The sequence below is a fragment of the Micromonospora sp. WMMC273 genome (assembly GCF_027460285.1).
Lineage (GTDB): Bacteria > Actinomycetota > Actinomycetes > Mycobacteriales > Micromonosporaceae > Micromonospora > Micromonospora aurantiaca.
The window spans coordinates 4992223-5017243 of sequence record NZ_JAPZBE010000001.1; the positions used below are offsets into that span (position 1 = coordinate 4992223).

General features: G+C 73.0%; 16 protein-coding genes and 1 tRNA gene. 5 read left to right on the forward strand and 12 right to left on the reverse strand.

Features of this window, described 5'->3' with window-relative positions:
• The first annotated feature begins 59 nt into the window (after positions 1 to 59).
• Positions 60 to 1613: a GGDEF domain-containing protein gene (locus tag O7611_RS23080; protein WP_194800576.1), complete on the forward strand. Its 1554-nt coding sequence runs from the start codon at positions 60 to 62 to the stop codon at positions 1611 to 1613.
• A 67-nt stretch (positions 1614 to 1680) separates the two neighbouring features.
• Here the strand turns inward: O7611_RS23080 and prfA are convergent, their stop codons facing one another.
• The 12 genes from prfA to argS form a co-directional block, all read right to left on the reverse strand.
• Positions 1681 to 2769: a peptide chain release factor 1 gene (gene prfA, locus O7611_RS23085; protein ID WP_269697564.1), complete on the reverse strand. Its 1089-nt coding sequence runs from the start codon at positions 2767 to 2769 to the stop codon at positions 1681 to 1683.
• Positions 2770 to 2857: 88 nt separating this feature from the next.
• Positions 2858 to 3082 (reverse strand): 50S ribosomal protein L31, encoded by a 225-nt coding sequence (gene rpmE, locus O7611_RS23090; RefSeq protein WP_013288272.1) that lies wholly within the window; start codon positions 3080 to 3082, stop codon positions 2858 to 2860.
• A gap of 313 nt (positions 3083 to 3395) precedes the next feature.
• The gene (locus O7611_RS23095; protein WP_269697565.1) at positions 3396 to 6824 is read right to left on the reverse strand and encodes a phosphodiester glycosidase family protein; all 3429 of its coding nucleotides are present in this window, start codon (positions 6822 to 6824) and stop codon (positions 3396 to 3398) included.
• Positions 6825 to 6965: 141 nt separating this feature from the next.
• Positions 6966 to 9083, reverse strand: coding sequence for a transcription termination factor Rho (gene rho, locus O7611_RS23100; protein ID WP_269697566.1), 2118 nt, complete (start codon positions 9081 to 9083; stop codon positions 6966 to 6968).
• A 336-nt stretch (positions 9084 to 9419) separates the two neighbouring features.
• Positions 9420 to 10322, reverse strand: a complete 903-nt coding sequence (gene thrB / locus O7611_RS23105; protein WP_194800572.1) for a homoserine kinase — start codon at positions 10320 to 10322, stop codon at positions 9420 to 9422.
• Positions 10323 to 10386: 64 nt separating this feature from the next.
• Complete coding sequence (locus O7611_RS23110; protein ID WP_194800571.1) at positions 10387 to 11631, reverse strand: MFS transporter; 1245 nt, start codon at positions 11629 to 11631, stop codon at positions 10387 to 10389.
• Positions 11632 to 11640: 9 nt separating this feature from the next.
• Positions 11641 to 12462 (reverse strand): polysaccharide deacetylase family protein, encoded by an 822-nt coding sequence (locus O7611_RS23115; RefSeq protein ID WP_194800570.1) that lies wholly within the window; start codon positions 12460 to 12462, stop codon positions 11641 to 11643.
• A gap of 116 nt (positions 12463 to 12578) precedes the next feature.
• Positions 12579 to 15824, reverse strand: a complete 3246-nt coding sequence (locus O7611_RS23120; protein WP_194800569.1) for an efflux RND transporter permease subunit — start codon at positions 15822 to 15824, stop codon at positions 12579 to 12581.
• 309 nt (positions 15825 to 16133) lie between these two features.
• A complete protein-coding gene (gene thrC / locus O7611_RS23125; RefSeq protein ID WP_135241817.1) occupies positions 16134 to 17183 on the reverse strand; it encodes a threonine synthase in 1050 nt (349 codons plus the stop codon).
• A gap of 112 nt (positions 17184 to 17295) precedes the next feature.
• On the reverse strand, positions 17296 to 18600 hold the full coding sequence (locus O7611_RS23130; RefSeq protein WP_194800568.1) for a homoserine dehydrogenase: 1305 nt from the start codon (positions 18598 to 18600) through the stop codon (positions 17296 to 17298).
• Positions 18597 to 19982, reverse strand: a complete 1386-nt coding sequence (gene lysA, locus O7611_RS23135) for a diaminopimelate decarboxylase (RefSeq protein WP_269697567.1) — start codon at positions 19980 to 19982, stop codon at positions 18597 to 18599. The genes O7611_RS23130 and lysA overlap by 4 nt, the downstream gene beginning before the upstream one ends.
• A gap of 4 nt (positions 19983 to 19986) precedes the next feature.
• Positions 19987 to 21654 carry an arginine--tRNA ligase gene (gene argS, locus O7611_RS23140; protein ID WP_194800566.1) on the reverse strand — a complete coding sequence of 556 codons (1668 nt, stop codon included), beginning with the start codon at positions 21652 to 21654 and terminating at the stop codon, positions 19987 to 19989.
• A gap of 98 nt (positions 21655 to 21752) precedes the next feature.
• Between argS and O7611_RS23145 the strand changes: the two genes are divergently transcribed.
• The 4 genes from O7611_RS23145 to O7611_RS23160 all read left to right on the forward strand — a co-directional run bounded on the left by O7611_RS23145 (position 21753) and on the right by O7611_RS23160 (position 24946).
• A complete protein-coding gene (locus O7611_RS23145; RefSeq protein ID WP_194800565.1) occupies positions 21753 to 22589 on the forward strand; it encodes a DUF3105 domain-containing protein in 837 nt (278 codons plus the stop codon).
• Between the two features lie 10 nt (positions 22590 to 22599).
• Positions 22600 to 23274, forward strand: coding sequence for a DUF305 domain-containing protein (locus O7611_RS23150; protein WP_194800564.1), 675 nt, complete (start codon positions 22600 to 22602; stop codon positions 23272 to 23274).
• Between the two features lie 828 nt (positions 23275 to 24102).
• On the forward strand, positions 24103 to 24798 hold the full coding sequence (locus tag O7611_RS23155) for a winged helix-turn-helix domain-containing protein (protein ID WP_194800563.1): 696 nt from the start codon (positions 24103 to 24105) through the stop codon (positions 24796 to 24798).
• A gap of 76 nt (positions 24799 to 24874) precedes the next feature.
• A tRNA-Arg gene (locus tag O7611_RS23160) sits at positions 24875 to 24946 on the forward strand.
• Positions 24947 to 25021 lie beyond the last annotated feature (75 nt).

Consider the following 25021-nt stretch of genomic DNA (forward strand, 5'->3'; position numbering starts at 1 on the left):
GCGTCGCGGCTCACCTCACGAGCGGGTGCGTCCGGGCGCACACCGCAGGGAGGTCGCGAGTGGGCTGGCTCGACCAGGTCGAGGACCAGGTTGACGCTCTCCGCCGCGCTCGGTCCCTCCAGGAGGCCAGCCGGTCCGCGGAGGCGTGCGCCCTGCTCGACCGCGTCATCCGCACCACAGACGACCCGTACGCCCGCGCCGACGCGCTCGTGCAACGCCTGTCCGCGCTGATCAACCTCGGCCGCACCGCCGAGTTCACCAGGGCCGTCGAGGACGCCTCCGCCGCCGTCCGCGACCTGGCCGAGCCCTACCTGCACGGGCACCTCAACGCGCTGGCCGCGCTCGCCGCCCACCATCAGGGCGCGCTGGACCGCTGCGTGATGCACCTGGTCCGGGCCGCCCGCGCGCTCGGCGCCGACGACGACCCAGACCGGGACACCGCCTGGGGCTGGCACGACCTGGCGATGGCGTACTCGTACCTCAGCTTCCACGGTCACGCGCTCGGCGCGATCGAGCGGGCCCGGGAGGTCGGGCTCAGCGTCGGCATCCCCGAGGAGACGTTCGCCGCGCCCGGCATCCGGCTGCGCAACGCGGTCGCGCTCGACCACAACGGCGACAGCGACGGCTGCCTGCGGGTGCTGCGCGACGTCGCCGGTGACCTGGCCCGGTTCCTGCGCGGCGGGCGGGCCGGCAACCTGCGGCCGAGCAGCCTGGCCGCGTACGGCTACGCCGCCGCCCGCCGGGCCGCGCTCGGCGACCGGGTGGAGTCCGCCGGAGACGCCGACCCGAACCGGCTGCTCGGCCACGGCGGGGACAGCGCACGCGCCCGCGACCTGCGCCAGCTCGGCCAGGTCTGCCTGGCGGTGGCGGCCGGCCGCCCGATCGAGGCGGTCACCCGGCTGGACGCGCTGCGGGTCTCCGACGAGACGCTCGGCGCGGCCGAGCCGCCCCGGCTGCGCAGCATCGCGCTCGCACGGGCCGGCGACCACGCGGGCGCGCACCGGGCCGACCGGCACGCGTTCCGGCTGGCGGCGCGGCGCAGCGATCGGCTACGGGACGTCTACATCGACGGCATCGCCGCCCGGATCGACCACGAGGAGATGCGCCGCGAGGCGGCCCGGTACGAGGGCGAGGCGCTCACCGACCCGCTCACCGGCCTGCCCAACCGGCGCCGGCTGGAGCGCTACCTGGGCGCCGTGGTGTCCCGGGGCGAGCGGGTGGTGATCGGCGTCTGCGACCTCGACGGGTTCAAGGCGGTGAACACCCGCCACGGCCACCACTCCGGTGACCTGGTGCTGCAACGGGTCGCCGGCGTGATCAACCGGGTGATGCGGCGGGGCGACTTCGTGGCCCGCTACGGCGGCGACGAGTTCGTCGTGGTGCTGCCCGACACCGGCATGCCGGAGGCGGTCGAGGTGGCCCGCCGGATCGAGGCGGCCGTCCGCACCGAGGACTGGGAGTCGCTGGTCCCCGGCACGCCGGTCGGGGTGACCATCGGCTTCGCCGAGGTCGACGGCAGCACCACGGTGAGCGTCCGGGAGGCGCTCGGCACCGCGTTCGAGCTGGCCGACCGGGAGATGCTGCGGGCCAAGGCGCGGTTGCGGGCGAGCTGAGCGGTAAGGAAGGGCCCCCTGTTAACGCATCCGGTAGAGGAAGGGCCCCCGCTTAACACCCCACCGGTCAGCGGCGGGACAGCTCGGTCTCGCCGGCCAGCCGGGCCGCGCGGTCCGCCTCGGTCAGCGCGTCGAGCACCGCGTCCAGCTCGCCGGCCAGCGCCAGGTCCAGGTTGTACGCCGTGTAGCCGATGCGGTGGTCGGTGATCCGGTTCTGCGGAAAGTTGTAGGTGCGGATCCGCTCGGACCGGTCCACGGTGCGGACCTGCGCCTTGCGGGCGTCCGAGGCCGCCGCGTCCGCCTGCTCCTGGGCGGCGGCGAGCAGCCGGGCGCGCAGGATGCGCATGGCCTGCTCCCGGTTCTGCAGCTGCGACTTCTCGTTCTGGCAGGAGACCACGATGCCGGTCGGCACGTGGGTGATCCGGACCGCCGAGTCGGTGGTGTTCACCGACTGCCCACCGGGGCCGGACGAGCGGAACACGTCGATACGCAGCTCGTTCGGGTCGATGGTGACGTCGACGTCCTCCGCCTCGGGCAGCACCAGCACACCGGCGGCGCTGGTGTGGATGCGGCCCTGCGACTCGGTGACCGGGACGCGCTGCACCCGGTGCACGCCGCCCTCCCACTTGAGCCGGGACCAGACGCCGTTGCCGCCCTCCGGTACGCCCTTGCTCTTGATCGCCAGCGAGACGTCCTTCACGCCGCCCAGGTCGGAGTCCTGCGCGTCGATCACCTCGGTGGCCCAGCCGTGCCGCTCGGCGTACCTGGTGTACATCCGCAGCAGGTCACCGGCGAACAGTGCGGACTCCTCGCCGCCCTCGCCGGCCTTGATCTCGACGATGACGTCCTTGGCGTCGTGCGGATCGCGCGGGATGAGCAGTTCCGCGAGCCGCTCCTCCAGCGCCGGCAGCGAGGCCGCGATGGCGTCCGCCTCGGCGCCGAACGTCGGGTCCTCGGCAGCCAGCTCACGGGCCGCGGCCAGGTCGGCGCGGGCCTGCTCCAGCTCACCGGCCGCCTTGTGCAGCGGGACCAGTTCGGCGTACCGACGGCCGACCCGCCGGGCGGTGCCCTGGTCGGCGTGGATGGCCGGGTCGGCCAGCCGCCGCTCCAGCTCGGCGTACTCGTCGAGGAGGGCGGCCAGACGCTCACTGCTCATGCTGCGGATGCTCCTTGGAGGTGGAACCGGCACAAACGGACGAACGCCCGTGCCCGGCAGGAGCCGGGCACGGGCGTCGTCGACGGAGCTACTTGGCCTTCTTGGCCTGAACCTTGGCGTACTTCTGCTGGAACTTCGCGACCCGGCCGGCGGTGTCCAGCACGCGCTGCTTACCGGTGTAGAACGGGTGGCAGGCGCTGCAGGTCTCGACGCTGATGGCGCCGCCCTTGGCGGTGCTGCGGGTCGTGAACGTGTTGCCGCAGGAGCAGCGGACCTCGGTGGTCACGTACTCCGGGTGGATGTTGGGCTTCATGTCGCCTCGGTCCTTTCGTCGGTGGTCGCCGGGTCGCCGTCGGTGCTCCCCGTCGTCACGACGGGCTCGGGCGTGAACCGGAACCGGTGGCCGATTGACCAGTCTGCCACGGGCGTCTTCCACCCGGCACAGGAGGTCCGCCACCTCCAACGCCGGCCCACCCGTCAGCATTCCCACCCCCACCCCACCCACTCCCCCACCGTCCCCGCCCCCCGCCCCCGGCCCGACCCCGGCGATCATGAAGTTAGCGGCGTTTCCTGTCGCTTTTGTCCGGGCCAACTTCATGATCACCGGGGCGGAGGGCGGGGGTTGGCTACCGGGTCGTAGTCACCTGGGTCTCGGCCTTCACTCCGTTCACCGTGACCGTCAGCTGGACCTGGGCACCGGGGCGCAGGGCGGTCAGCTTGCCGGTCAGTGGGTCGAAGCGGGCGGCGTGCCAGGGGCGTACGCCCGCCGCACCGCCGACGTGCAGGTTCGGCGAACCGGACCAGTCGGCGCTGACCGGCGCGGCCACCGGCACCTGCCGGCCGCTGGGCTGGGTGAGAGTGGCCGCGACGTCGGCCGGCGTATGCCGGGACACCTGCGCGGGCGCGGTCAGCGCGAGCCGGTCGACATGCGCGTGCATCTCCGCGCTCACCCACTTCGGCCCCTCGGCCAGCGGGTCACGGCGGGCCCGCTCGGCCTCCCCCGGCGTCACCGGGTCCACCCCGAACTCGGTCCACCCGGTGAACCCGCCGAGCGCCGCAGGGGTGGACGGATCCTTGCCCGAGTTGCCGTTGATCACGTACGGCACGCCGTCCACCCGGTCGGCGTGGAACGTGCCGACGTGGCCGTTGACCATGACCGCGCCCTTGCCGGTGCGGTGCTGGAAGTCGGCCAGCCACTGCTCGACCAGTGCCGCCTCCTTGCGGTCGCCGAGCTGGCTGGCCTTGGCCGGGCTCGGGTCGCGCGGCGGGTGGTGGAAGAACACCGCCACCGAGCCCACCGAGCGGTCGGCGGCGGCCTGGTCGAGCGTCCGGCGCAGCAGCTCCACCTGGTCGAACCCGCCGCCGCGCAGCGACCCGGTGGCGGTGCTCAGCGTGAGGAACCGGGTGCCCCGGTGGTCGAAGACGCGCGAGGTGTCCCCGAAGACGCTGCGGAAGTTGTCGATCGGCGCGCCCATGATCTCGTGGTTGCCGGGCACGTAGTGGTACGGCACCTCGCCGCCCAGTTCCTCGTCCAGGATGCGCTTGGCCAGCGTGAAGTCGGCCGGGTAGGCGGTGTCCACGAAGTCGCCGTTGATGATGAGGAAGTCCGGCCGCGCGGCGCGGACCTCGCGCAGCGTACGGCGGGCCTGGGCGACCAGGTCGCTGTCCGGGTTCGCGGCGACGAACTGGGCGTCGGAGAGCACCGCGAAGCGCCAGGGCGCCCCGTCCACAGTGCCGTCACGGACGACCACCCGATCGGTGCGGTTCGGCTCCGGCGGCGCCTGCACGTCCGGCGGCACCCGGGCCACCAGGTCGTCGATCACCACCTCACTGCGGTACTGCTTGGCCGGGTCGGTCTCGGCCACGTAGAACCGGCGTACCCGCACCGGGTACTGCACGCCCGGCGGTACGGCGAACTCGACGTACTTCCAGCCGGTCCAGTCCAGGTACGGGCCGCGCAGCACGAACTGGGTGTCCTGCGCGTCGTGCAGGTGCAGGCTGGGCCACTCGCCGGTGCCGTTCGCCTTGATCCACATGCCGAACGCCTGCGGCTGGCCGGGGACGTCGATCCAGGCGGGCGGGTCGGCGTACGCGGCCCGGGTGCCGGTGGACTGGCTGAAGTCGTACGACATCCGCAGCCCGCCGCCGGTGTGCCCCTCGGCCGGTGCGACCGACCCGGAGGCGCGGGCCTGGCTGAACTTCCAGGACGCGGCGTCGTCGAACCCGGCCACCGGCACGTCGGTCAGCCCGACGGTCACCGGCAGGACCGTGGTGCGGTTGCCGACCCGCGCGGTGACCAGCGCCGAGCCGGTCGCGGCGAGCGCCTTGACGGCCAGGTTGCCGTCGGCGGTGGGGGTGACGGAGAGCAGGTCGCTGTCGTACTCCAGCGTCAGGTCGGCCGGCTCGATCGGCGCGGTGTTGCCCTCGGCGTCGTAGCCGACGACGCCGAACAGGCCGCTGTCACCGGCCCGGTCCAGGCCGACCCGGTCGACGGTGCCGTCGATGCGCGCGAGCGGACCGAGCACCGTCAGCTCGATCGTGCCCCGGGCCCGGCCGCGGGCGGCGGTGACGGTGCTGCGGCCGGGGACGGCGGCCCGGAAGACGCCGTCGCCGTCGACCCGTCCGTGGGTGGCGTGCCAGCGCGGCTCGCCGGCGGCCGGGCCGTACGTCTCGTCGTATCCGGCGGCGGTGAGCCGGCGGGTGAGGCCGGGGAAGACCCGGTCCGGCCGGCCGCCGCGCACCGGCGCGACACCGGGTGCGGCGGTCGGGTCGCTGGCGGTCTCCAGCCAGTAGCCGGTGAGCCGGCCGCTGCCCTTCGGCGCGTAGACGGCGAGCCCGTTCGGCACCGGCCGCTCGCTGCCGTCGGACGGGCTGTTCTCCACCTGGACCGTGGCCGCGCCCGGCTCCCGGGCGAGCAGCGTGGAGGAGCCGCCGCCGTCGAGGTTGAGCGCGTTCGCGGCGCCCAGCTCGGCCATCATGCGGCCCATCTCGGTCTGGGTGACGCCACGGCTGTCCACCTGCCGGCCGTCCACGGTCAGCATGATCATCTTGCGGCCGTCGGCGGAGAAGCCGACGGCGGTGCGCGGGGCCAGCGACGCGTCGGCGATGCTCTGCACCACGCCGTCGCGGACCAGCACGTTGCCGCCACCCACGGCGGCGCGCAGGTCACCGCCGTCGGAGGCCCGCGGCCGCCAGGTCAGGTCCACCGCGTCGCCGGGACGCAGCGCGGCGAGCGCGTCGGCGCCGGCCTCGCGGCCGAGCAGCACGGTGGTGCCGGCCGGGATCGGCCCCTCGCCCGCCGTGGTGGCCACGCTCGCCACCCGGCCGCCGGTCACCGTCACCTCGACCGTCCGGGCCGCGCCCTCCACCGCCCGCGTGCGGGTGTACGCCCCCCAGAGCGGCGTGAACACTCCGACGCCGTCGCGCTGCACCATGTTGTTGAACTGGGTGAGCGGCACCGGCCCGGCGGGCAGCGTCGCGGTGCCCTCGAAGCCGACCTGGACGACCCGGCCGATGCCCTGGGCGCTGATGCCGGCCGCGTTGGAGTGCCCGGCGACGGGCGACTGCACCAGTTCGCCGGAGCGGATGCCGACGCCCTGGGCGGCACCGGAGTTGTTGATGTCGAAGAAGTCGCCGTTCACCGCCGCGACGGCACGGGAGCGGTCCACCGCGGCGCGCAGCGGCTCGTCCTTGGTGACCTCACCGGAGTTCACGTAGTCGACGGTGAGCCCGCCGGCCAGGTCCGCGGTGAGGGCGTCGGCGCGCAGCCAGCCGGCCGCGTCGTACCTGTCGAAGGAGGTCAGGTCGAGGCCGGGCGCGACCGGCCGGGTGGTCTTGGCGGTCTCCAGGCCGCCGGCCGGTTCCACACCGGCGAGCGCGACGGCGGAGTCGGGACGGGAGGAGGCGCGTGGCGCGTCCTCGGCGGCGGTGGCGCCCGGCGGTGCGACGGCCGACGGCGCGGCAGTCGCGGCGGAAGGTGGCGGCGCGGTGAGGGTCAGCAACGGCGTCAGCAGCAGGACGCCGGCGAGGCGGGCGGGTCGACTGCGGGTTCGCATGGACGACAGTCAACCCGACGGTGAACAGAAGTTTCAATACCTAGCGGCTTAACCGTAGAAAAACTTCACGACCTGCCACCCGGTACGCGACGAGGGGCACGGCCGATGCGGCCGTGCCCCTCGTTCGTCGGAACCGTCAGCTCACTCGCCCGGAGTGGACTTCGCGATCTGCATCAGGAACTCGATGTTGGTGCGGGACTGCTTGAGCCGGTCCAGCAGGAGGTCGAGCGCCGCCTGCGAGTCCAGCGAGTGCAGCACCTTGCGGAGCTTGTGGATGATCGCCAGCTCCTCCGGCGCGAGCAGGACCTCCTCCTTGCGGGTGCCGGAGGGGTTGATGTCGATCGCCGGGAAGACCCGCTTGTCGGCGATCTTCCGGTCCAGCTTCAGCTCGGCGTTACCCGTGCCCTTGAACTCCTCGAAGATGACCGTGTCCGCCATGGACCCGGTCTCCACCAGCGCGGTGGCGAGAATGGTCAGCGAACCGCCGTTCTCGATGTTGCGCGCCGCGCCGAGGAAGCGCTTGGGCGGGTAGAGCGCGGTGGAGTCGATACCACCCGACATGATCCGGCCGCTGGCGGGCGCCGCCAGGTTGTACGACCGCCCGAGCCGGGTCACCGAGTCGAGCAGCACGACCACGTCGTGGCCCAGCTCGACCAGGCGCTTCGCCCGCTCGATCGCCAGCTCCGCCACTGTGGTGTGGTCCTGCGGCGGACGGTCGAACGTGGCCGCGATGACCTCGCCCTTCACCGACCGCTGCATGTCGGTGACCTCTTCCGGCCGCTCGTCGACGAGCACCACCATCAGGTGGCACTCCGGGTTGTTGCGGGTGATCGCGTTCGCGATCGCCTGCAGCACCATCGTCTTACCGGCCTTCGGCGGCGACACGATGAGCGCCCGCTGGCCCTTGCCGATCGGCATGACCAGGTCGATCACCCGGGTTGTGAGGATGTGCGGCTCGGTCTCCAGCCGCAGGCGCTCCTGCGGGTAGAGCGGCGTGAGCTTGTAGAACTCCGGCCGGCGCTTCGCCTCGTCCGGCTCCATCCCGTTGATGGTGTCCAGCCGGACCAGCGGGTTGTACTTGTCGCGCCGCTGCTCGCCGTCCCGCGCGGCCCGCACGGCGCCGGTGATCGCGTCACCGCGGCGCAGGCCGTACTTCTTGATCTGGGACATCGAGACGTACACGTCGTTCGGGCCGGCCAGGTAGCCGGTGGTCCGGACGAAGGCGTAGTTGTCGAGCACGTCGATGATGCCGGCGACCGGGACGAGCACGTCGTCCTCGCCGACCTGCGGCTCACGGCCGCCACCGCTGTCACCCTCGCCCCGCTCGCCGCGGCCGCGACGACGGTCCCGGAACCGGCTGCGCCGGCCCCGCCGGCCGCCGCCCTCACCGTCGTCGTCGCCGTCGTTGTCCCGCTCCGCGCGCTGACCACGGTCGTTACGGTCACCCCGGTCGTTGCGGTCGTTACGGTCGCCGCGCTCGTTCCGGTCGTTGCGCTCGGCGCGCTCGCCCCGCTCGTTGCGGTCGTTGCGGTCGCCCCGCTCGCCACGCTCGGCGCGGTCACCACGGTCGTTGCGCTCACCGCGCTCGGCCCGGTCACCGCCACGGTCGGCCCGCTCGCCGCCACGCTCGGCCCGGTCGCCGCCACGGTCGGCCCGCTCGCCGCCACGCTCGGCCCGCTCGCCGCCACGCTCGGCCCGGTCACCGCCACGCTCACGGCCCCGGCCCTCGTTGCGCTCACCGCGCTCGGCCCGGTCACCGCCACGCTCGGCGCGCTCGCCGGTCTCGGCGGGCGCCTCCTCGGCGCGCGTCGTCTCGGCCGGCCGCGCCTCGGTCGCCGGCGCCTCGGCCGGTCGGGCCTCGGTGGTCGCGGCGGCGGCCCGGCTGCGGCGACCGCGGGTACGACCCTCGGTCACCTCGGCGGCCGGCGCCTGCTCGGCGGGGCGTGCCTCGGCCCGCTCCTCACGGACCTCCGCGTGCACCTCCTCACGGGCGGGAGCAGCAGCAGCCGCCACCTCGGCTCGCGGTCGAGGGGTTCCGGCCGCGCCGCCCTGCTGCCGCTCGGTGATGGCACTGATCAGCTCGCCCTTACGCATGCGAGCGGTACCAGAGATGCCGAGCGAAGCGGCCAGGCTCTGCAGCTCCGGCAGCAGCATCGCCGACAGACCGGTGCCGCTCCGCCGGCGGCGTGTGGGGGCGGCGGTGGTGGCATCGCCAGCGACGTTGGAAACATCCGACGTCACGTCGGTGGTGTCGCTCAATGGATTCCTTCCCTCGATAGGCCGGGCTGCCCGGAGTCGTGGAACCAGGTGGCCGGGCGGCCTCGGTGCACCCGCCTCGCATGGACGCGTCGCGGGAGTCTGTGACACAGCAGCCGGTGGTTTCCCGACTCACCACCATCGGTGAGCAGGTCTCGCCGTCTGCGGCGACCTGTGGAAACTGCGGTGCGGCGTGGGCCTTGAGCAGGGGTGACGGGCTACCGCCGAGAGCTTCGGGGGTGCGCCGAACCGCAGGAAGATCGCATGCTTCGCGGCTGTGCTAGGTCTAGAGCGTAATCGCCTCGTCCGACCTGCGGCAACAGGGCCCCGCTCGGCGTGTCAAAGTCTACCCCGGATGACCCGGGCACCGCTGACATCTATCGGCAACTCCCACCGGCGCCAATCTGTTCCCAGCCGGAATCCCGCCGGGACCTCGGAGAGCGCCAACACGGTCGGCCCCGCCCCACTGACCACAGCCGCCACACCCGCCGCACGCAGCTCAGCGACGAGCGCCGCCGTGGCCGGCATCCCCGGCGCCCGCTGCTCCTGGTGCAGCCGGTCGACCGTGGCCGGCAGCAGCAGCGCGGGATCGGCGGTCAGCGCGTGCACCAGCAGGGCCGCCCGGCCCGCGTTCGACGCCGCGTCGGCGTGCGGCACGGTGGCCGGCAGCGCCGCCCGGGCCACCGCGGTCAGACCCCGCTCGGCGGGCACGAAGACGGTCGGGCGCACGGCCGGCGCCACCGGCAGCGAGACCGCCCGCGCGCCACCCGGTTCGGTCCAGGCGATGGTGAAGCCGCCGAGCAGGCAGGGCGCGACGTTGTCCGGATGCCCCTCCAGCTCGGCCGCCAGGCGCAGCGCGGCGTCGTCGTCCATCCGCCGCTCGCCGCCGGCAACCAGCGCGCGGGCCGCCAGCACCCCGGCCACGATCGCCGCCGACGACGAGCCGAGACCGCGGGCCTGCGGGATGCGGTTGATGCACTCCAGCGCCAGGCCGGCCGGCTGCGCGCCGAGCACGTCGAAGGTGGCCCGCATGGCGGTGACGATCAGATGCCGCTCGTCCGACGGAAGCTCGCCGGCGCCCTCGCCGGTGACCGACACCCGTACGCCGCCGTCTGTCACCTCGGCCGTGACGTCGTCGTGGCGGCCCAGGGCCAGCCCGAGCGCGTCGAAGCCGGGGCCCAGGTTGGCGCTGGTCGCGGGCACCCGGACCCGCACCGGGCCGGTGGTGAATGTGGTCGGCACCGGCTCATGCTAGGACGTCACCCCGACAGCCCGGCCGGACCGCCCGGAGCGTGGGACCGGCGTGTCAGCCGGTGCGCTCGGGGGTCGGCGTGTCGACCGGGTCGGTGAGCGAGAGCCGCCGGGTGGCGAACCGCCAGCCGATCGCGTACACGACGGTGACCAGGCCGCAGCCGGCCAGCACGGTGCGCTCGTCCACCCGGTCCACCACGAGCGCCACCACGAGCTGGCTGACCGCGATGGCGAGCGTCGCCAGCATCATGTCGGTGGCGAAGACCCGGCCCCGGAGCCGATCCGGCACCTCGCCCTGCAATGCGTAGTTGGACAGCACCCAGTTGCTGCCGCCGCCCAGGTGGGCCAGGAACACCAGGACCAGCACCAGCGGGAACCAGGTCACCACCGACGCGCCCAGGTAGGCCAGGCCGTACAACGACATGGACATCGCCAGGCCGGTGAGCAGCCAGGCCCGGTTGCTCAGCACCCGGCGCATCATGATCGGGCCGACCAGCGCCCCGGCGCCGCGGGCGGCGAAGAGCAGACCGGCGCCGACCGCGCCGACCCCGTACACCCCGGCGAGCAGCGGGAAGACGGTCAGCACGCCGTTGCCCAGGCCGACCGCCGACTTGACAGTCACCAGCGCCAGCACGCGCGGGCGGTGGGCGATGTAGCGCAGCGCCTCCCGGATCGCCGCCCACGTGCGCGGCACCGTCGCCGTCGGGTCGCGCGGGGCCTGCAACGGCCGGCGGATCAACGCGGCCAGGCCCGCGGCGGCGACCAGGCCGACGGCGGCGACCCAGAAGCTGGCGTACGGGCCGGCCGCGGCGCTCAGGATCCCGCCGAGCGAGGCGCCGACCACTGTCATCGTGCCCCAGGCCGACCCGGCGACCGCGTTGCCGGCGGCCAGGTCCTCCGGGTCGACCACGTTCGGCAGCGCGGCCTGGGCGGCCGGCGAGTAGAACGCCTTCGCCACCGCCACCAGCGCGATCGCCGCCAGCGCCAGCCACGCCGTACCGGCGCTGCGCACGCCGAGCAACAGCAGCACCCCGGCCAGCGCGCCCACGTTGGCCACCATCATCACCTTGCGGCGGTCGAACCGGTCGGCGATCGTTCCGGCGTACGGAAGCAGCAACGCGGTCGTGCCGGTGTCCACCGCCAGCACCAGCGCGCCCCAGACCCCGCTGCCGGTCAGGTCGGGCAGCAGCACCAGCAGCGGCACCATGACGAACCAGTCCGCACCGAAGACGACCAGCTCGGCGAGGAACAGGTGGCGGAAGTCGCGGTTGCGGACCAGGACCGACAGGGTGGGTGACACGCGGGCACCCTACCGGGCCGCCCCTGTGGCGGCAGCGCGGCGCAGCAGGTCGGAGACCGTGACGAAGGTGTATCCCCGGGCCCGCAGACCGTTGATCATGTCGGGCAGGCCGCGGAGCGCGACGAGCCGGGTGTCGTTGCCGACGTCGTGGCCGAGCAGGACCGTGCCGGGGCGTACGTCGGCGACGATGCGCCGGGCGTGACCGGCCGGGTCGTGCGGGAACTCGCTCTCGACCATCTGAAGCGTCCAGAGCACCAGGCGGTAGCCCAGCCGGGCCGACGCGTACAGCACCGACCCGCCGAGGTGCCCCCACGGCGGGCGCAGCAGCCGGGGCGCCGAGCCGGTGGCCGCCGTGATCGCGTCGTGGCTGCGGCGCAGGTCGTCGTAGACCGTCGCGGCGTCCATCCGGGCCAGGTCGCGGTGCGCCCAGCTGTGGTTGCCGACCTCGTGGACGTCCATCCGGCCGCGGACCAGCGCGGCGTGCTCGCGGGCCCGTTCACCGACCAGGAAGAAGGTGGCCGGCACCCGGTGCTCGGCGAGCGTGTCGAGCACCATCGGGGTCCACTGTGGGCGTGGGCCGTCGTCGAAGGTGAGCGCCACCAGGGGTTCCTCGGTGCGGACGCCCCAGACGACCTGCACCCCGCCGGTGCCGACGTCCTGGTGGCGGTTGCCGAGCGTGGCGCTCGCCGGCCCGCCCGCGATCGGAAGCCGGCGGTCGGCCACCCAGGTGCTCTCGGCGGTCGCGAACGAGCCGACCACGGCCCCGCCGAGCAGCAGTGCGGAGCGGCGCAGCACGGCACGCCGATCCCACCGGCCCGCACCCCCCGCCATCGCACCCCCGAACCGAAAGTAGGCATCAGCTCACTGAGCGTACCGCCCGGCCCGGTTCCGGTGTGTCCCGCGCGCCGAGGTGCCGGGAGGGGCCCGCGCGGGCCCCTCCCGGTCCGTCACTCGGTCGGCGGCAGCGGCGACTGGCGGCTCTTGGGCAGGCGGAGCACCTCGAACTGGTCGGTGCCGTCGACCAGCGCGCCCGACGGGCGGGCCGGCGGCGGCGCCACCACGGCCCGCTCCTCGGCGCGCTCCCCGCCGCCGACCGTCACCGGCACCGGGTCCGGCTCCGGCTTCGGCCCGACCGGCTCGGGAGCGCCGCCCCGCCGCCGGTTCCGGAACGAGCCCTTCGTGTGCTCGACCATCGTGTAGAGCGTCGGCACGAGCACCAGCGTCAGCAGCGTCGAGCTGAGCAGGCCACCGATCACCACGACCGCCAGCGGCTTGGAGATGAAGCCGCCCTCGCCGGTCAGGCCGAGCGCCATCGGCAGCAACGCGAAGATGGTGGCAACGGCGGTCATCAGGATCGGCCGCAGCCGACGCCGGCCGCCCTCCACCACCGCCTCGGTCACGTCCATGCCCTGGGCCCGGTACTGGTTGATCAGGTCCATCAGCACGATCGCGTTCGTCACCACGATGCCGACGAGCATGAGCACGCCGATCAGCGCCGGCACACCCAGCGGCGTGCCGGTGACGAGCAGCAGCCCGATCGCGCCGGTCGCGGCGAACGGCACCGAGATCAGCAGGATCAGCGCCTGGGTCAGGCTGCGGAACGTGGCCACCATGATCAGGAAGACGATCGCGATGGCCGCCAGCACCGCGAGACCGAGGTCCGCGAACGCGTCCGCCTGGTCGGCGCTGACGCCGCCGATCACGTACGTGGCGCCCGGCACGTCCAGCGCGTCCAGCCGCTTCTGCAGCTCCTGCGTGGTGGCGCCCAGGTTCGAGCCGGTCGCCGTGCCGGTGACCGAGACGCTGCGCTCCCCGTCGATCCGGGTCACCTGCTGCGGGCCGTCGACCTGCTCGACGTCGGCGATCGCGTCCAGCGGCACCGCGCCGACCCGCAGCGCCTTCAGCTCGTCGACGGTCAGCGGCGGCCGGGCGCCGCTGCTCAGTACCACGCTCTGCGCCGTACCGTCGAGCGTCACCTGCCCGAGCGGCGCACCCCGGTACGTCTGCGCGACGAGCTGCCCGACTGCCGCCTCGGTGAGACCCGCGCGGGCCGCCGCCACCCGGTCCACAGTCACCTCGACGCGAGGCACCTGCGTGGCCAGGCTGCTGGTGACGTCCTCCACGCCCGGCGTGCCGGCCATCGCGCCCCGTACCGCCTCGGCCGCCCGGGTCAGCGTCTCCTGGTCGGCGGCCTGCACGACCACCTCGACCTGGTTGGCGGAGGCGTTCTGCCCGCCGCCGAACGTCAGCTCGCCCACCTCCGCGCCGAGCGCGTCGAACTCCTTGCGCAGGTCCTGCCGTACCGCCGCGGCGTCGGTGTCGTCGGACAGCGACAGCGACCAGGTGGCCCGGTCACTGCCGCCGCCCGCGAACGGGTTATCCCCACCACCGGCGCTGACCTGGTAGGTCTCCACCCCCGGCGTACGCCGCAGCACCTCCTCGACCCGCGCGGCGGCCCGGTCGGTGCCGGCGAGCGAGGTGCCGGCCGGCATCTCCTGCCGGATGGCGAGCGTGTCCTGGCCGGAGTCGTCCAGGAAGTTCGTCTCCAGCTTCTGCGCCAGGCCGAACGTGCCGAGCAGCACGAGCAGCCCGAGACCCACGGTGGCCCAGCGGGTCTTCCGCGAGCGGGTGGCGAAGTCGATCACCGGCAGGTACGCCCGCTGCAACGGGTTGCGCAGCTCCTTCTCCTCGGCTTCCCGCCGGGCCGCGGCGTCGTCGGCGCCGCCGCGCGGCCGCAGGAACCAGTACGCCAGCACCGGGATGACTGTGAGCGACACCAGCAGCGACGCGAGCAGCGCCACCGTCACGGTGATCGCGAACGGCGCGAACAGCTGCCCGACGAAGCCGCCCACCAGGGCGATCGGCGCGAACACGGCGACAGTGGTGAGCGTGGACGCGGTCACCGCGCCGGCCACCTCGCGTACCGCGGTCAGGATCGCGTCCCGCTTCGGTTCGCCGTACTCCAGGTGGCGTTTGATGTTCTCCAGCACCACGATGGAGTCGTCCACCACCCGGCCGACGGCGATGGTCAGCGCGCCGAGGGTGAGCAGGTTCAGCGAGTAGTCGCCGGACCAGAGCACGATCAGCGCGACCAGCACCGACAGTGGGATGGACACCGCGGTGACGACGGTGGAGCGCACCGACAGCAGGAACACCAGGATCACCACGACGGCCATGACCAGGCCCAGCAGGCCCTCGGTGGTCAGGCTCTCGATGGACTTCTCGACGAACGGGGCCTGGTCGAAGACCACCGTCAGCTCGGCGCCGGAGGCCTCCGACAGCTCGTCCAGCCGGTCCCGGATCTCGTGCGAGATCTCCACCGCGTTGCCGTCCGGCGCGGCGGTCACCGCGATGCCGAGGCTGGGCTTGCCGTTGGTCCGGGTGAACGAGGTGGCCGGGGCGAGCTGCTGCTCCACGGCGGCCACGTCGCCGAGGCGTACCGGGGCGGCGGGAGCCGTGGTCAGCACGATGCCGCGCAGGTCGTCGACGGTCCGGATCGGCGTGCCCACCTGCACCGGCAGCGACCGGTCGCCGTCGGCGAGCGCACCTGCCGGCACGGCCACACCGTTGCTCTTGAGCGCCGACGCGATCGCGGTCGGCGCCACCTTGGCGGCAGCCAGCTTCGCCGGGTCCGGCGTGATCGTCACGACCTGGTTGCGCGCACCGGTGACGTCCACCGAGCGGACGCCGTCCAGCGCCTCCAGCTCCGGTACGACGGCGTTGCGCAGCTTCTCCGCCAGCGCCCGCTCGTCGCCGTCACCGGTCGCGGCGACCACCACTGCGGGCAGGTCGTCGGTGCTGCCGGCGATGACCTGCGGGTCGACGCCCTCGGGGAGCTGGGAGTCGATCCGGTTGAGCGCGGTCTCCATCTTGTTCACGACGTCGTCCAGGTCGGTGCCGAACTCGTACTGCACCTGGACCGTGGCCGCGCCCTCACGGGAGGTCGAGGTGACCTCGTCGAGGCCCGGGATGCCCTTGAGGCTGTTCTCGATCGGCTCGGCGACCTGGGATTCCACGATCTCCGGCGCGGCGCCCGGGTACGTCGCCACGATGAACGCGGCGGGGAACTCCAGCGACGGCAGGAGCTGCTGCTTCAGCGACGGCACGGCGAACAGGCCGAAGGCCGTGGTCACCAACGCGACGAGGGCGATCAGCCCCCGGTTGGCGAGGCTGAATCTGGCGAGCAGCGACATCGGCGTTACTCACTCCTGGAGAGGTGTCCGGCAGGGGGGTGTCTGAGTCTGCCGCACGCCCCGACACTCCCGACATCCGCCCCAGCCGATGACACCGCCGCGCTGCGGGGGTCGTCCGTTGCCGCCTTGGTCGACGCCACTTCGCCGAGGTGACGGCGTCCAGCCCACTCCGATCCCGCCCGTGAGCACGTCACCCGGTTGTTGATCCACTCCACTTCGCCGAAGTGGTTGCATCCCACCCACCCCGACCCCGCCACCTCCCCGAACTGGAGTCGATCAAGGAAGGGGAACGTCGCGGGGAGGGAGAGATCAGACCAGGTCGAGGGAGCGGGCGGCGGCCAGCGCGTCGTTGGCGATGGTCACCGGCGCCGGCGCGGTCGAGATGGCCCACTCCGGGTCCTTCAGGCCGTGCCCGGTGACCGTGCAGACCACCCGCGACCCGGCCGGCACCCGGCCGGCCTCGGCCTGCTGGAGCAGACCGGCGACGCTCGCCGCGCTGCCCAGCTCGACGAAGACGCCCACCTCGCGGGCCAGCAGCCGATACGCCGACAGGATCTCCCGGTCGGTGACCGCCGAGATCAGGCCGTCCGAGGCGTCCCGCGCGTCGATGGCCTTCGTCCAGCTCGCCGGGTTGCCGATCCGGATGGCGGTGGCGATCGTCGACGGCTCCGGCACCACCTGACCGGTGACGATCGGGGCGGCGCCGGCCGCCTGGAAGCCGTACATCCGGGGGGCCTTCGTGGCGTTGCCGTCGCGCAGGTCCTCGGAGTAGCCCATCCAGTACGCGGTGATGTTGCCGGCGTTGCCGACCGGCAGGCAGTGGATGTCGGGCGCGTCGCCGAGCGCCTCGACGATCTCGAAGGCGGCGGTCTTCTGGCCGTGCAGCCGGTCGATGTTGACGGAGTTGACCAGCGCGACCGGGTAGTCCTGGGCGAGCTTGCCGGCGAGCCCGAGGCAGTCGTCGAAGTTGCCCTGCACCTGGAGCAGCTTCGCGCCGTGCACGAGCGCCTGGGCCAGCTTGCCCAGCGCGATCTTGCCCTGCGGCACCAGCACCGCGCAGGTGATCCCGGCGCGGGCCGCGTACGCGGCGGCGGAGGCGCTGGTGTTGCCGGTGGAGGCGCAGATGATCGCCTTGTCACCGGCCTCGACGGCCTTGGAGACCGCGACGGTCATGCCGCGGTCCTTGAACGAGCCGGTCGGGTTGGCGCCCTCGACCTTGAGCCACACGTCCGCGCCGACCCGGGCGGAGAGCACCGGCGCCGGCAGCAGCGGCGTGTTGCCCTCGTGCAGGGTGACGACGGGAGTCGCCCCGGTGACCGGCAGCCGATCCCGGTACGCCTCGATCAGTCCCCGCCACATGTCGTGCTCCTCGCCTCTGTCGCCCCGCTCCGGGGCCTGCCAACAGCGTGGACCAGCCTGCCCGCCCGGCCACCGGCACACCCTGCTCTAACCATCAGGCGGGACGCGTGGGTTACGCGCCGCCCTCCACCCGAAGCACACTCGTCACCGACCTGACGATGTCGAGTCCGCGCAGCTCACGCACGGTGGCCGCGAGCGCGGCGTCGGGCGCGACGTGGGTGACGATAACGAGTTCCGCGTCACCGCCGGCCGGGCCCTGACGGACGGTGGCGATGGACACCTCGTGCCGGGCGAAGACGCCCGCCACCCCGGCCAGCACACCCGGCCGGTCGGCCACGTCGAGGCTGATGTGGTAGCGGGTGAGCGCCTCGCCCATCGGCCGCACCGGCAGGTCCGCGTACGCCGACTCGCTCGCCGCGTGCACCCCGGCGAGGCGGTTGCGGGCCACCGCCACCACGTCGCCGAGCACCGCGCTGGCGGTGGGCGCGCCACCGGCGCCCCGGCCGTAGAACATGAGCTGCCCGGCGGCGTCGGCCTCGACGAAGACCGCGTTGAACGCGTCCCCCACGCTCGCGAGCGGATGCGTCAGCGGGATCATCGCCGGGTGCACCCGCACGTTGACGGTCTCCCGGCCCTCCGCGTCGACGCCCCGGGCCGCGATGCAGAGCAGCTTGATCGTGCAGCCCATGGCCTTGGCGCTGGCCACGTCGGCGGCGGTCACCTCGGTGATGCCCTCGCGGTGCACGTCGGCGGCGGTCACCCGGGTGTGGAACGCCAGCGAGGCGAGGATGGCGGCCTTCGCGGCGGCGTCGAAGCCCTCCACGTCGGCCGTCGGGTCGGCCTCGGCGTACCCCAGCTCGGTGGCCTCCTCCAGCGCCTCGGCGAACCCGGCGCCGGTGGCGTCCATCGCGGAGAGGATGAAGTTCGTGGTGCCGTTCACGATGCCGGTGACCCGGGTGATCCGGTCGCCGTGCAGCGACTCGCGCAGCGGGCGCAGCAGCGGGATGGCCCCGGCGACGCTGGCCTCGTAGTAGAGGTCGGCGCCACCCTCGGCGGCGGCGTCGTGCAGCGCGGCGCCGTCCTCGGCGAGCAGCGCCTTGTTGGCGGTGACCACGCTCTTGCCCGCGCGCAGCGCCTCGACCAGCCAGCCCCGGGCCGGCTCGATGCCGCCGACCACCTCGACCACCACGTCCACGTCGTCGCGCTTGATCAGCCCGAGCGCGTCGGTGGTGAACAGCGCCGGGTCGACCGGCAGGTCGCCGCGGTCACGGCCGATCCGGCGTACGGCGATCCCGGCGATCTCCAGCGGGGCGCCGATCCGGGCGGCGAGGTCTTCCGACTGCTCGTGCAGCAGCCGGACCACGTCGCTGCCGACAGTGCCGCAGCCGAGCAGCGCCAAGCGAACCGGTGAGGTCATCCCACATCCAATGCCAGCAGGTCGTCTTCGGTCTCCCGGCGGACGATCAGCCGCGCCCGACCTTCGCGGACGGCGACGACCGGCGGCCGCGGGACATGGTTGTAGTTGCTCGCCATGCTCCGGCAGTAGGCCCCGGTGCCGGGCACCGCGACAAGATCTCCGGGCTGCACGTCAGCGGGCAGGAATTCATCCTTCACCACGATGTCCCCCGACTCACAATGCTTTCCCACCACGCGGGCGAGCATCGGCTGTGCGGCTGACGTGCGGTTCGCCAGCGTGGCCGAGTACGAGGCGTCGTAGAGAGCGGTACGGATGTTGTCGCTCATCCCCCCGTCCACGCTCACGTACGTCCGCAGGCCATCCACGTCTTTGACGGTCCCGACCGCGTAGAGCGTGAACACTGCCGGGCCGACGATCGCGCGACCCGGCTCGACCGACAGGTGCGGCACGGCGAGGTTCTCCGCCGCGCACTCCCCGTCGACGATCTTGCGCAGGCGCTTCGCCAGATCGTGCGGTGACGCCGGGTCGTCCTGGGTGGTGTACGCGATGCCGAAGCCGCCGCCCAGGTCCAGCTCGGGCAGCTCCACGCCCCGGGCGTCGCGGATCTGCGACTGGAGGGCGAGGACCCGGCGGGCGGACACCTCGAAGCCGCTGGCGTCGAAGATCTGCGAACCGATGTGCGAGTGCAGGCCGCGCAGCTCCAGCACGTCATCGTCGAGGATCTTGAACGCGGCCGCCGCGGCGGCACCGCCCGCGAGCGAGAAGCCGAACTTCTGGTCCTCGTGCGCGGTGGCGATGAACTCGTGGGTGTGCGCCTCCACGCCGACGGTGACCCGGACCAGCACCTTCGGGCGTACCCCGCGCTCGCGGGCCAGCTCGGAGAGCCGGTCGATCTCGGTGAACGAGTCGACGATGATCCGGCCCACGCCGGCGTCCACCGCCCGGGTCAGCTCCGCCACCGACTTGTTGTTGCCGTGGAAGCCGATCCGCTCCGGAGGCATCCCCGCCGAGAGCGCGGTGGCCAGCTCGCCGCCGGTGCAGACGTCGAGGAACATGCCCTCCTCGGCGATCATCCGGACCACGGCGCGGCACAGGAACGCCTTGCCGGCGTAGTAGACGTCCGCGTCCGGGAAGGCCGCCCGGAACTCGCGGCAGCGCTCGCGCAGGTCGTCCTCGTCCAGCACGTACGCCGGGGTGCCGTACTCGACGGCCAGGTCGCGGACGTCCAGGCCCGCGACGGTGAGCGCGCCGCCGGGGCCGCGCGCCACGTTGCGCGGCCACAGTTGCGGCACCAGGGCGTTGACGTCGACCGGGGTACGCAGCCAGGCCGGCCCCCGGGTGCCGATCTCGCCGTGCAGCGCGCCCGCCTCGTGAGCCCGCACGGCGCTACATCCGCTCCGGCGCGGACACCCCGAGCAGGTGCAGGCCGTTGGCGATGACCACCCGGGTGGCGTCGTTGAGCCAGAGCCGCGCCCGGTGGGTGTCGGTGATCTCCTCGTCGCCCTGCGGGGCGATCCGGCAGTTGTCGTAGAACCGGTGGTACGCCTGCGCGACGCTCTCCTCAAGGTAGCGGGCCACCCGGTGCGGCTCGCGCAGCTCGGCGGCGGTCGCCACCACCGCCGGGAACTCGGCGAGCGCCTTGAGCAGCTCGTTCTCCTTGTCGTGGCCGAGCAGCTCCGGCTGGAACGCGGCGGCGTCGCCACGGGTCAGCCCGATCTCGGCCGCGTTGCGGGCCACCCCTGCGGTACGCGCCGCGACGTACTGCACGTAGTAGACCGGGTTGTCGTTCTTGGCCCGGGTCCACAGCTCCACGTCGATGTCGATGGGCGAGTCGGCCGAGTAGCGGGCCAGCGCGTACCGGGCGGCGTCCACGCCGATCGCGTCGACCAGGTCCTCCAGCGTGACCACGGTGCCGGCCCGCTTGCTCATCCGCACCGGGGCGCCGTCGCGGACCAGGTTGACCAGCTGGCCGATGAGGATCTCCAGGTTGCGCGCCGGGTCGTCGCCGAAGCACGCGGACATCGCCTTCATCCGGCCGATGTAGCCGTGGTGGTCCGCGCCGAGCATGATCACGACCCGGTCGAAGCCGCGCTCCCGCTTGTTCAGGTAGTAGGCGCAGTCGGCGGCGAAGTACGTCCACTCGCCGTTGGACTTGCGCAGCACCCGGTCCTTGTCGTCGCCGAACTCGGTGGTGCGCAGCCAGGTCGCGCCCTCGGACTCGAAGACGTGGCCCTGCTCCCGCAGCCGGTCCAGCGCCGCGTCCAGCGCGCCCCCGTCGTGCAGGTCCTTCTCGTTGAAGTAGGTGTCGAACTCCACCCCGAAGTCGCGCAGCGAGGACTTGATCTCGGCGAACATCAGCTGGACGCCCTCGTTGCGGAACACCTCCTGGGCGGCGTCCTCGGTGAGGTCGAGCACATCCGGCCGGCGCCGGACCACCTCGGCGGCGATCTCCGCGATGTACGCGCCGCCGTAGCCGTCCTCCGGCGCGGGCTCGCCCTTCGCGGCGGCCAGCAGCGAGCGGGCGAACCGGTCGATCTGGGAGCCGGCGTCGTTGAAGTAGTACTCCGTGCCCACGTCGGCGCCGGTGGCGCGGAGCAGACGGCTCAGCGCGTCGCCGACGGCCGCCCAGCGGACCCCGCCGATGTGCACCGGGCCGGTCGGGTTCGCCGAGACGAACTCCAGGTTGATCCGCTGACCGGCGAGGGTGTCGCTGCGCCCGTACGCCGGACCGGCCTCGACGATGACCTTGGCGAGCTGACCGGCGGCGGCCGCGTCCAGGCGGATGTTCAGGAAGCCGGGTCCGGCGATCTCCACCGACTTGATCCCCGGCGCCTTGGCCAGTTCGTCGGCCAGCGCTGTCGCCAGTTCCCGCGGCGGTACGCCCACCTTCTTGCTGAGCTGGAGCGCCAGCGTCGAGGCGTAGTCACCGTGATCGGGATTACGGGGTCGCTCGACGGTGGTCTGCGCGGGCAGCGCGGCGCGGTCCAGTCCCCGCTCGTCGAAGACGGCGTGGGCTGCGGCGAGGACGACCTCGGCGAGTTCTGCGGGAGTCACTGATCCATGTTATCGGGGGTAGACTCGGGCACCGCGGAGGCGACCCAGCATGTGAACCGGCCCCGCGCTCCCCTGACCGACCGACCTGACGAGGCACGATGAGCATCAGCACCCCGGGCGGCCCGGAGCGCCGTCCCACCGTGGTCAGCACCGGCAAGAAGCCGGCCGCCGGCCGGCCCTCGGCTGCCGACAAGCCCGCCGCGAAGGCCGGCTCGGGCAAGGCCGGGGGCGGCAAGGGCACGCCACGGCAGGGCGCCGGGGGCAAGGGCCGCAAGCCGGTCGCCCCGGTGAAGGTGAGCCAGGGCCGTTCGTGGGGCCCGATCGCCCTCTTCGTCGCGGTCGGCGTCCTGGCCGTGGGCATCATCGGTGTCGGCGCCTGGGCGGTCTACCAGGGCGGCCAGCCGTGGCAGAAGCGGGCCGAGGCGATCGACGGCATCGTCGACTACCGCGCGAAGGACAAGGACCTGGTCAAGGGCGGCAACCACCAGCCCGGCGCGATCAAGTACGACGTCCTCCCGCCGGTCGGTGGCCCGCACAACCAGGCCTGGCAGAACTGCATGGGTGACGTCTACGACGCCCCGATCGCCAACGAGCACGCGGTGCACAGCCTGGAGCACGGCACGGTGTGGATCACCTACCGCCCGGACCTGCCCGCCGACCAGGTGGAGAAGCTCCGCAGCAAGGTGCAGGGCAAGGAGAAGACGATGCTCAGCCCGTTCGAGGGGCTGGACAAGCCGATCTCGCTCCAGGCCTGGGGCTACCAGCTCAAGGTCGACAACGCCGACGACAGCCGGATCGACGACTTCATCAAGACCCTGCGGGTGAACGCCTCCATCGAGGGCCCGAACGCGCTCTGCGACCAGGGCGTCACCGCCACCGGCACCGCCCCGCGCGACAACCTGCAGAACACCATGCCCCAGCAGCCCACCCAGTGAGGACGCCGCGATGACCGCTCCGGTGACCACCGACAGCGAACTGGACGAGGCTCCGGCCGCCGACCAGGGCGGCCGGGGCGCGGTGCGCCGCTACGGCCTGCTGGCGGTGGCCGCCGCCCTCGTGGTCGGGCTGGTCCTCGGGTACGCGGGCGGCCTGCTCACGCCGACGCTCACCCGTCCGGGTGAGAACTCGGCGGAGGCCGGCTTCGCCCGGGACATGACCGCCCACCACAACCAGGCCGTGGCGATGGGTCTGCTGGCGTTCAGCCAGGGCCAGGACCCGGAGGTACGCCAGGTCGGCGTGGACATCGCCACCGGCCAGCAGGGCGAGATCGGCACGATGCAGACCTGGCTGCGGTCCTGGAAGCTGGACCCGACCGGCGAGCAGGCGCCGATGGCGTGGATGAAGGACGGCGGCGGGCTGATCAAGAACGGCCTGATGCCGGGCATGGCGACGCCGGAGGAGATGGCGAAGCTGCGCGCGGCGAGCGGCCGCGAGTTCGACGTGCTCTTCCTCCAGATGATGATCCGCCACCACATCGGCGGGGTGCACATGATCGACGGCATCCTCGACGAGGGGGGCGACGACGACGTGCTGGCGGTCGCCCAGATCATGAAGAACACCCAGCAGAACGACCTGACAAACCTGAACGCCGCCCTGAAGCGCCTGGGCGGCACCCCGTAACACCCGCCGCCCCGCACGATCCCGAGGCCCGGTCCCCTTCCCAGGGGCACCGGGCCTCCCCCGTCCCCACCCCCACCCCCACCCCCACCCCCGGCCCCGGCCCCGGCCCCGGCCCCGGCCCCGGCCCCGGCGATCTTGCACTTACTGCCTCAGCGCTGCCGGATTCGCCCCGTTATGGGAGGTCCGCAAGTGCAAGATCGCGGGAGCAGGGGGGCAAGGGCGGCCCGGGGTCAGCCCGACAGGGCATCCTCGCCGCCTCGCGCGTGCGCGCTTCCGGTTCCGCGCTCGCTCGACACCAGCTCGGGGAGGTGGGGTTATCCCCACTCTTGATCGACACCAGCTCGGGGAGGTGGCGGGGTCGGGGTGGGTGCGATGCAGCCACTTCGGCGAAGTGAAGTCGATCAGCAACGGATGAGGCGTTCGGGCGGGAGAGGCGGTCGAGTGGGGCGGGACGGGACGGGCGGCCGTGTCGAGGGTCAGGTGGCAGCCCGAGGGGTCGGCCCGACAGTGGCATTCCCGCCCACCTCGCGTACCCGCGCCTGCGGTTCGATGCTTGATCGACACCAGCTCGGGGAGGTGGTGGGGGTCGGGGTGGGTGCGATGCAGCCACTTCGGCGGAGTGGAGTCGATCAGCAACGGATGAGGCGTTCGGGCGGGCGAGGCGGTCGAGTGGGGCGGTGTGGCCCACGCGAGGGTTGGGTGATCAGGGATAGTATGTTCCGGTTTGGGTGTTTGTAACGGTTTGGGGTTAACGGGTCATTGTGGAGGTTGGAGAGTTTTCTACCCACATATCGTGACCAGTTGCGATTCGGGCTCGTTGCCCAAGACGTGGGGGTTGCACTCAGAGACGCAGGGCGGTCGGTGACCAGCTGGTGCCGACGCCACACCATCGGCGGTGACGGAGCGGTGGCAGCCGTCCGTCGCGGACTGCGGCAGGGCGAGCCGGGAACGCTCAGCCGCGAACAGGAACTCGAACTCATCGACGTGCTCCGGGGGGTCCACCCCGACGAGTTCGGCCTCGACGAGGAGCTCTGGACACGGCAGAGCCTGACCACCCTCATCGAGCGCCGATTCGGCCTGGCGATGGAGGCCGGCACCGTCGGGGCGTACCTCCGGGCCTGGGGTCTGGGGCCGCGCGAGCCGCGCGAGCGGGCCTGCGGCCTGTGCGTCGGCGCGGTCGAGCGCTGGGTACGCAGCGAGTACCCGGCGATCACGCGGGCGGCCCAGGAGCACGCCGCGGAGGTCTACTGGATCGGCCGGGTACGTCTGCGCGGCACCATGCCCGCCGCCGACGTGGTCTCGGCGGTGTCCTCGCGGGGACGGGTGCGGTTCATGGTGACCACGCCGTCGGTGGACCCGCCGCTGCCCCGGGACTTCGTGCTGCGGCTCAGCGGCGCCGAGGAGCGCACCGTGCACCTGATCGTGGACGGCTCGTGGCCGCGCAACGAGTGGCCCCGCCGGCTGCCCCGCCGGGTCGTGCTGCACCCGCTGCCGAGCTGCGGTCGCGCCGTCGCCGCGGCCTGATCCGACGAAGATCGACTCGCGGGGGTACCGATTCGGTGATCCGGGAGGGGGTTTGCTACTCTTCTCGGGTCGCTGAGCCCCCGTAGCTCAGGGGATAGAGCACCGCCCTCCGGAGGCGGGAGCGCAGGTTCGAATCCTGCCGGGGGCACCTTCCATGAACAGCACGAAAAGGCCCCTGACCAGGCGAAACCCGGTCAGGGGCCTTCATCATGTGTCCGGTCAT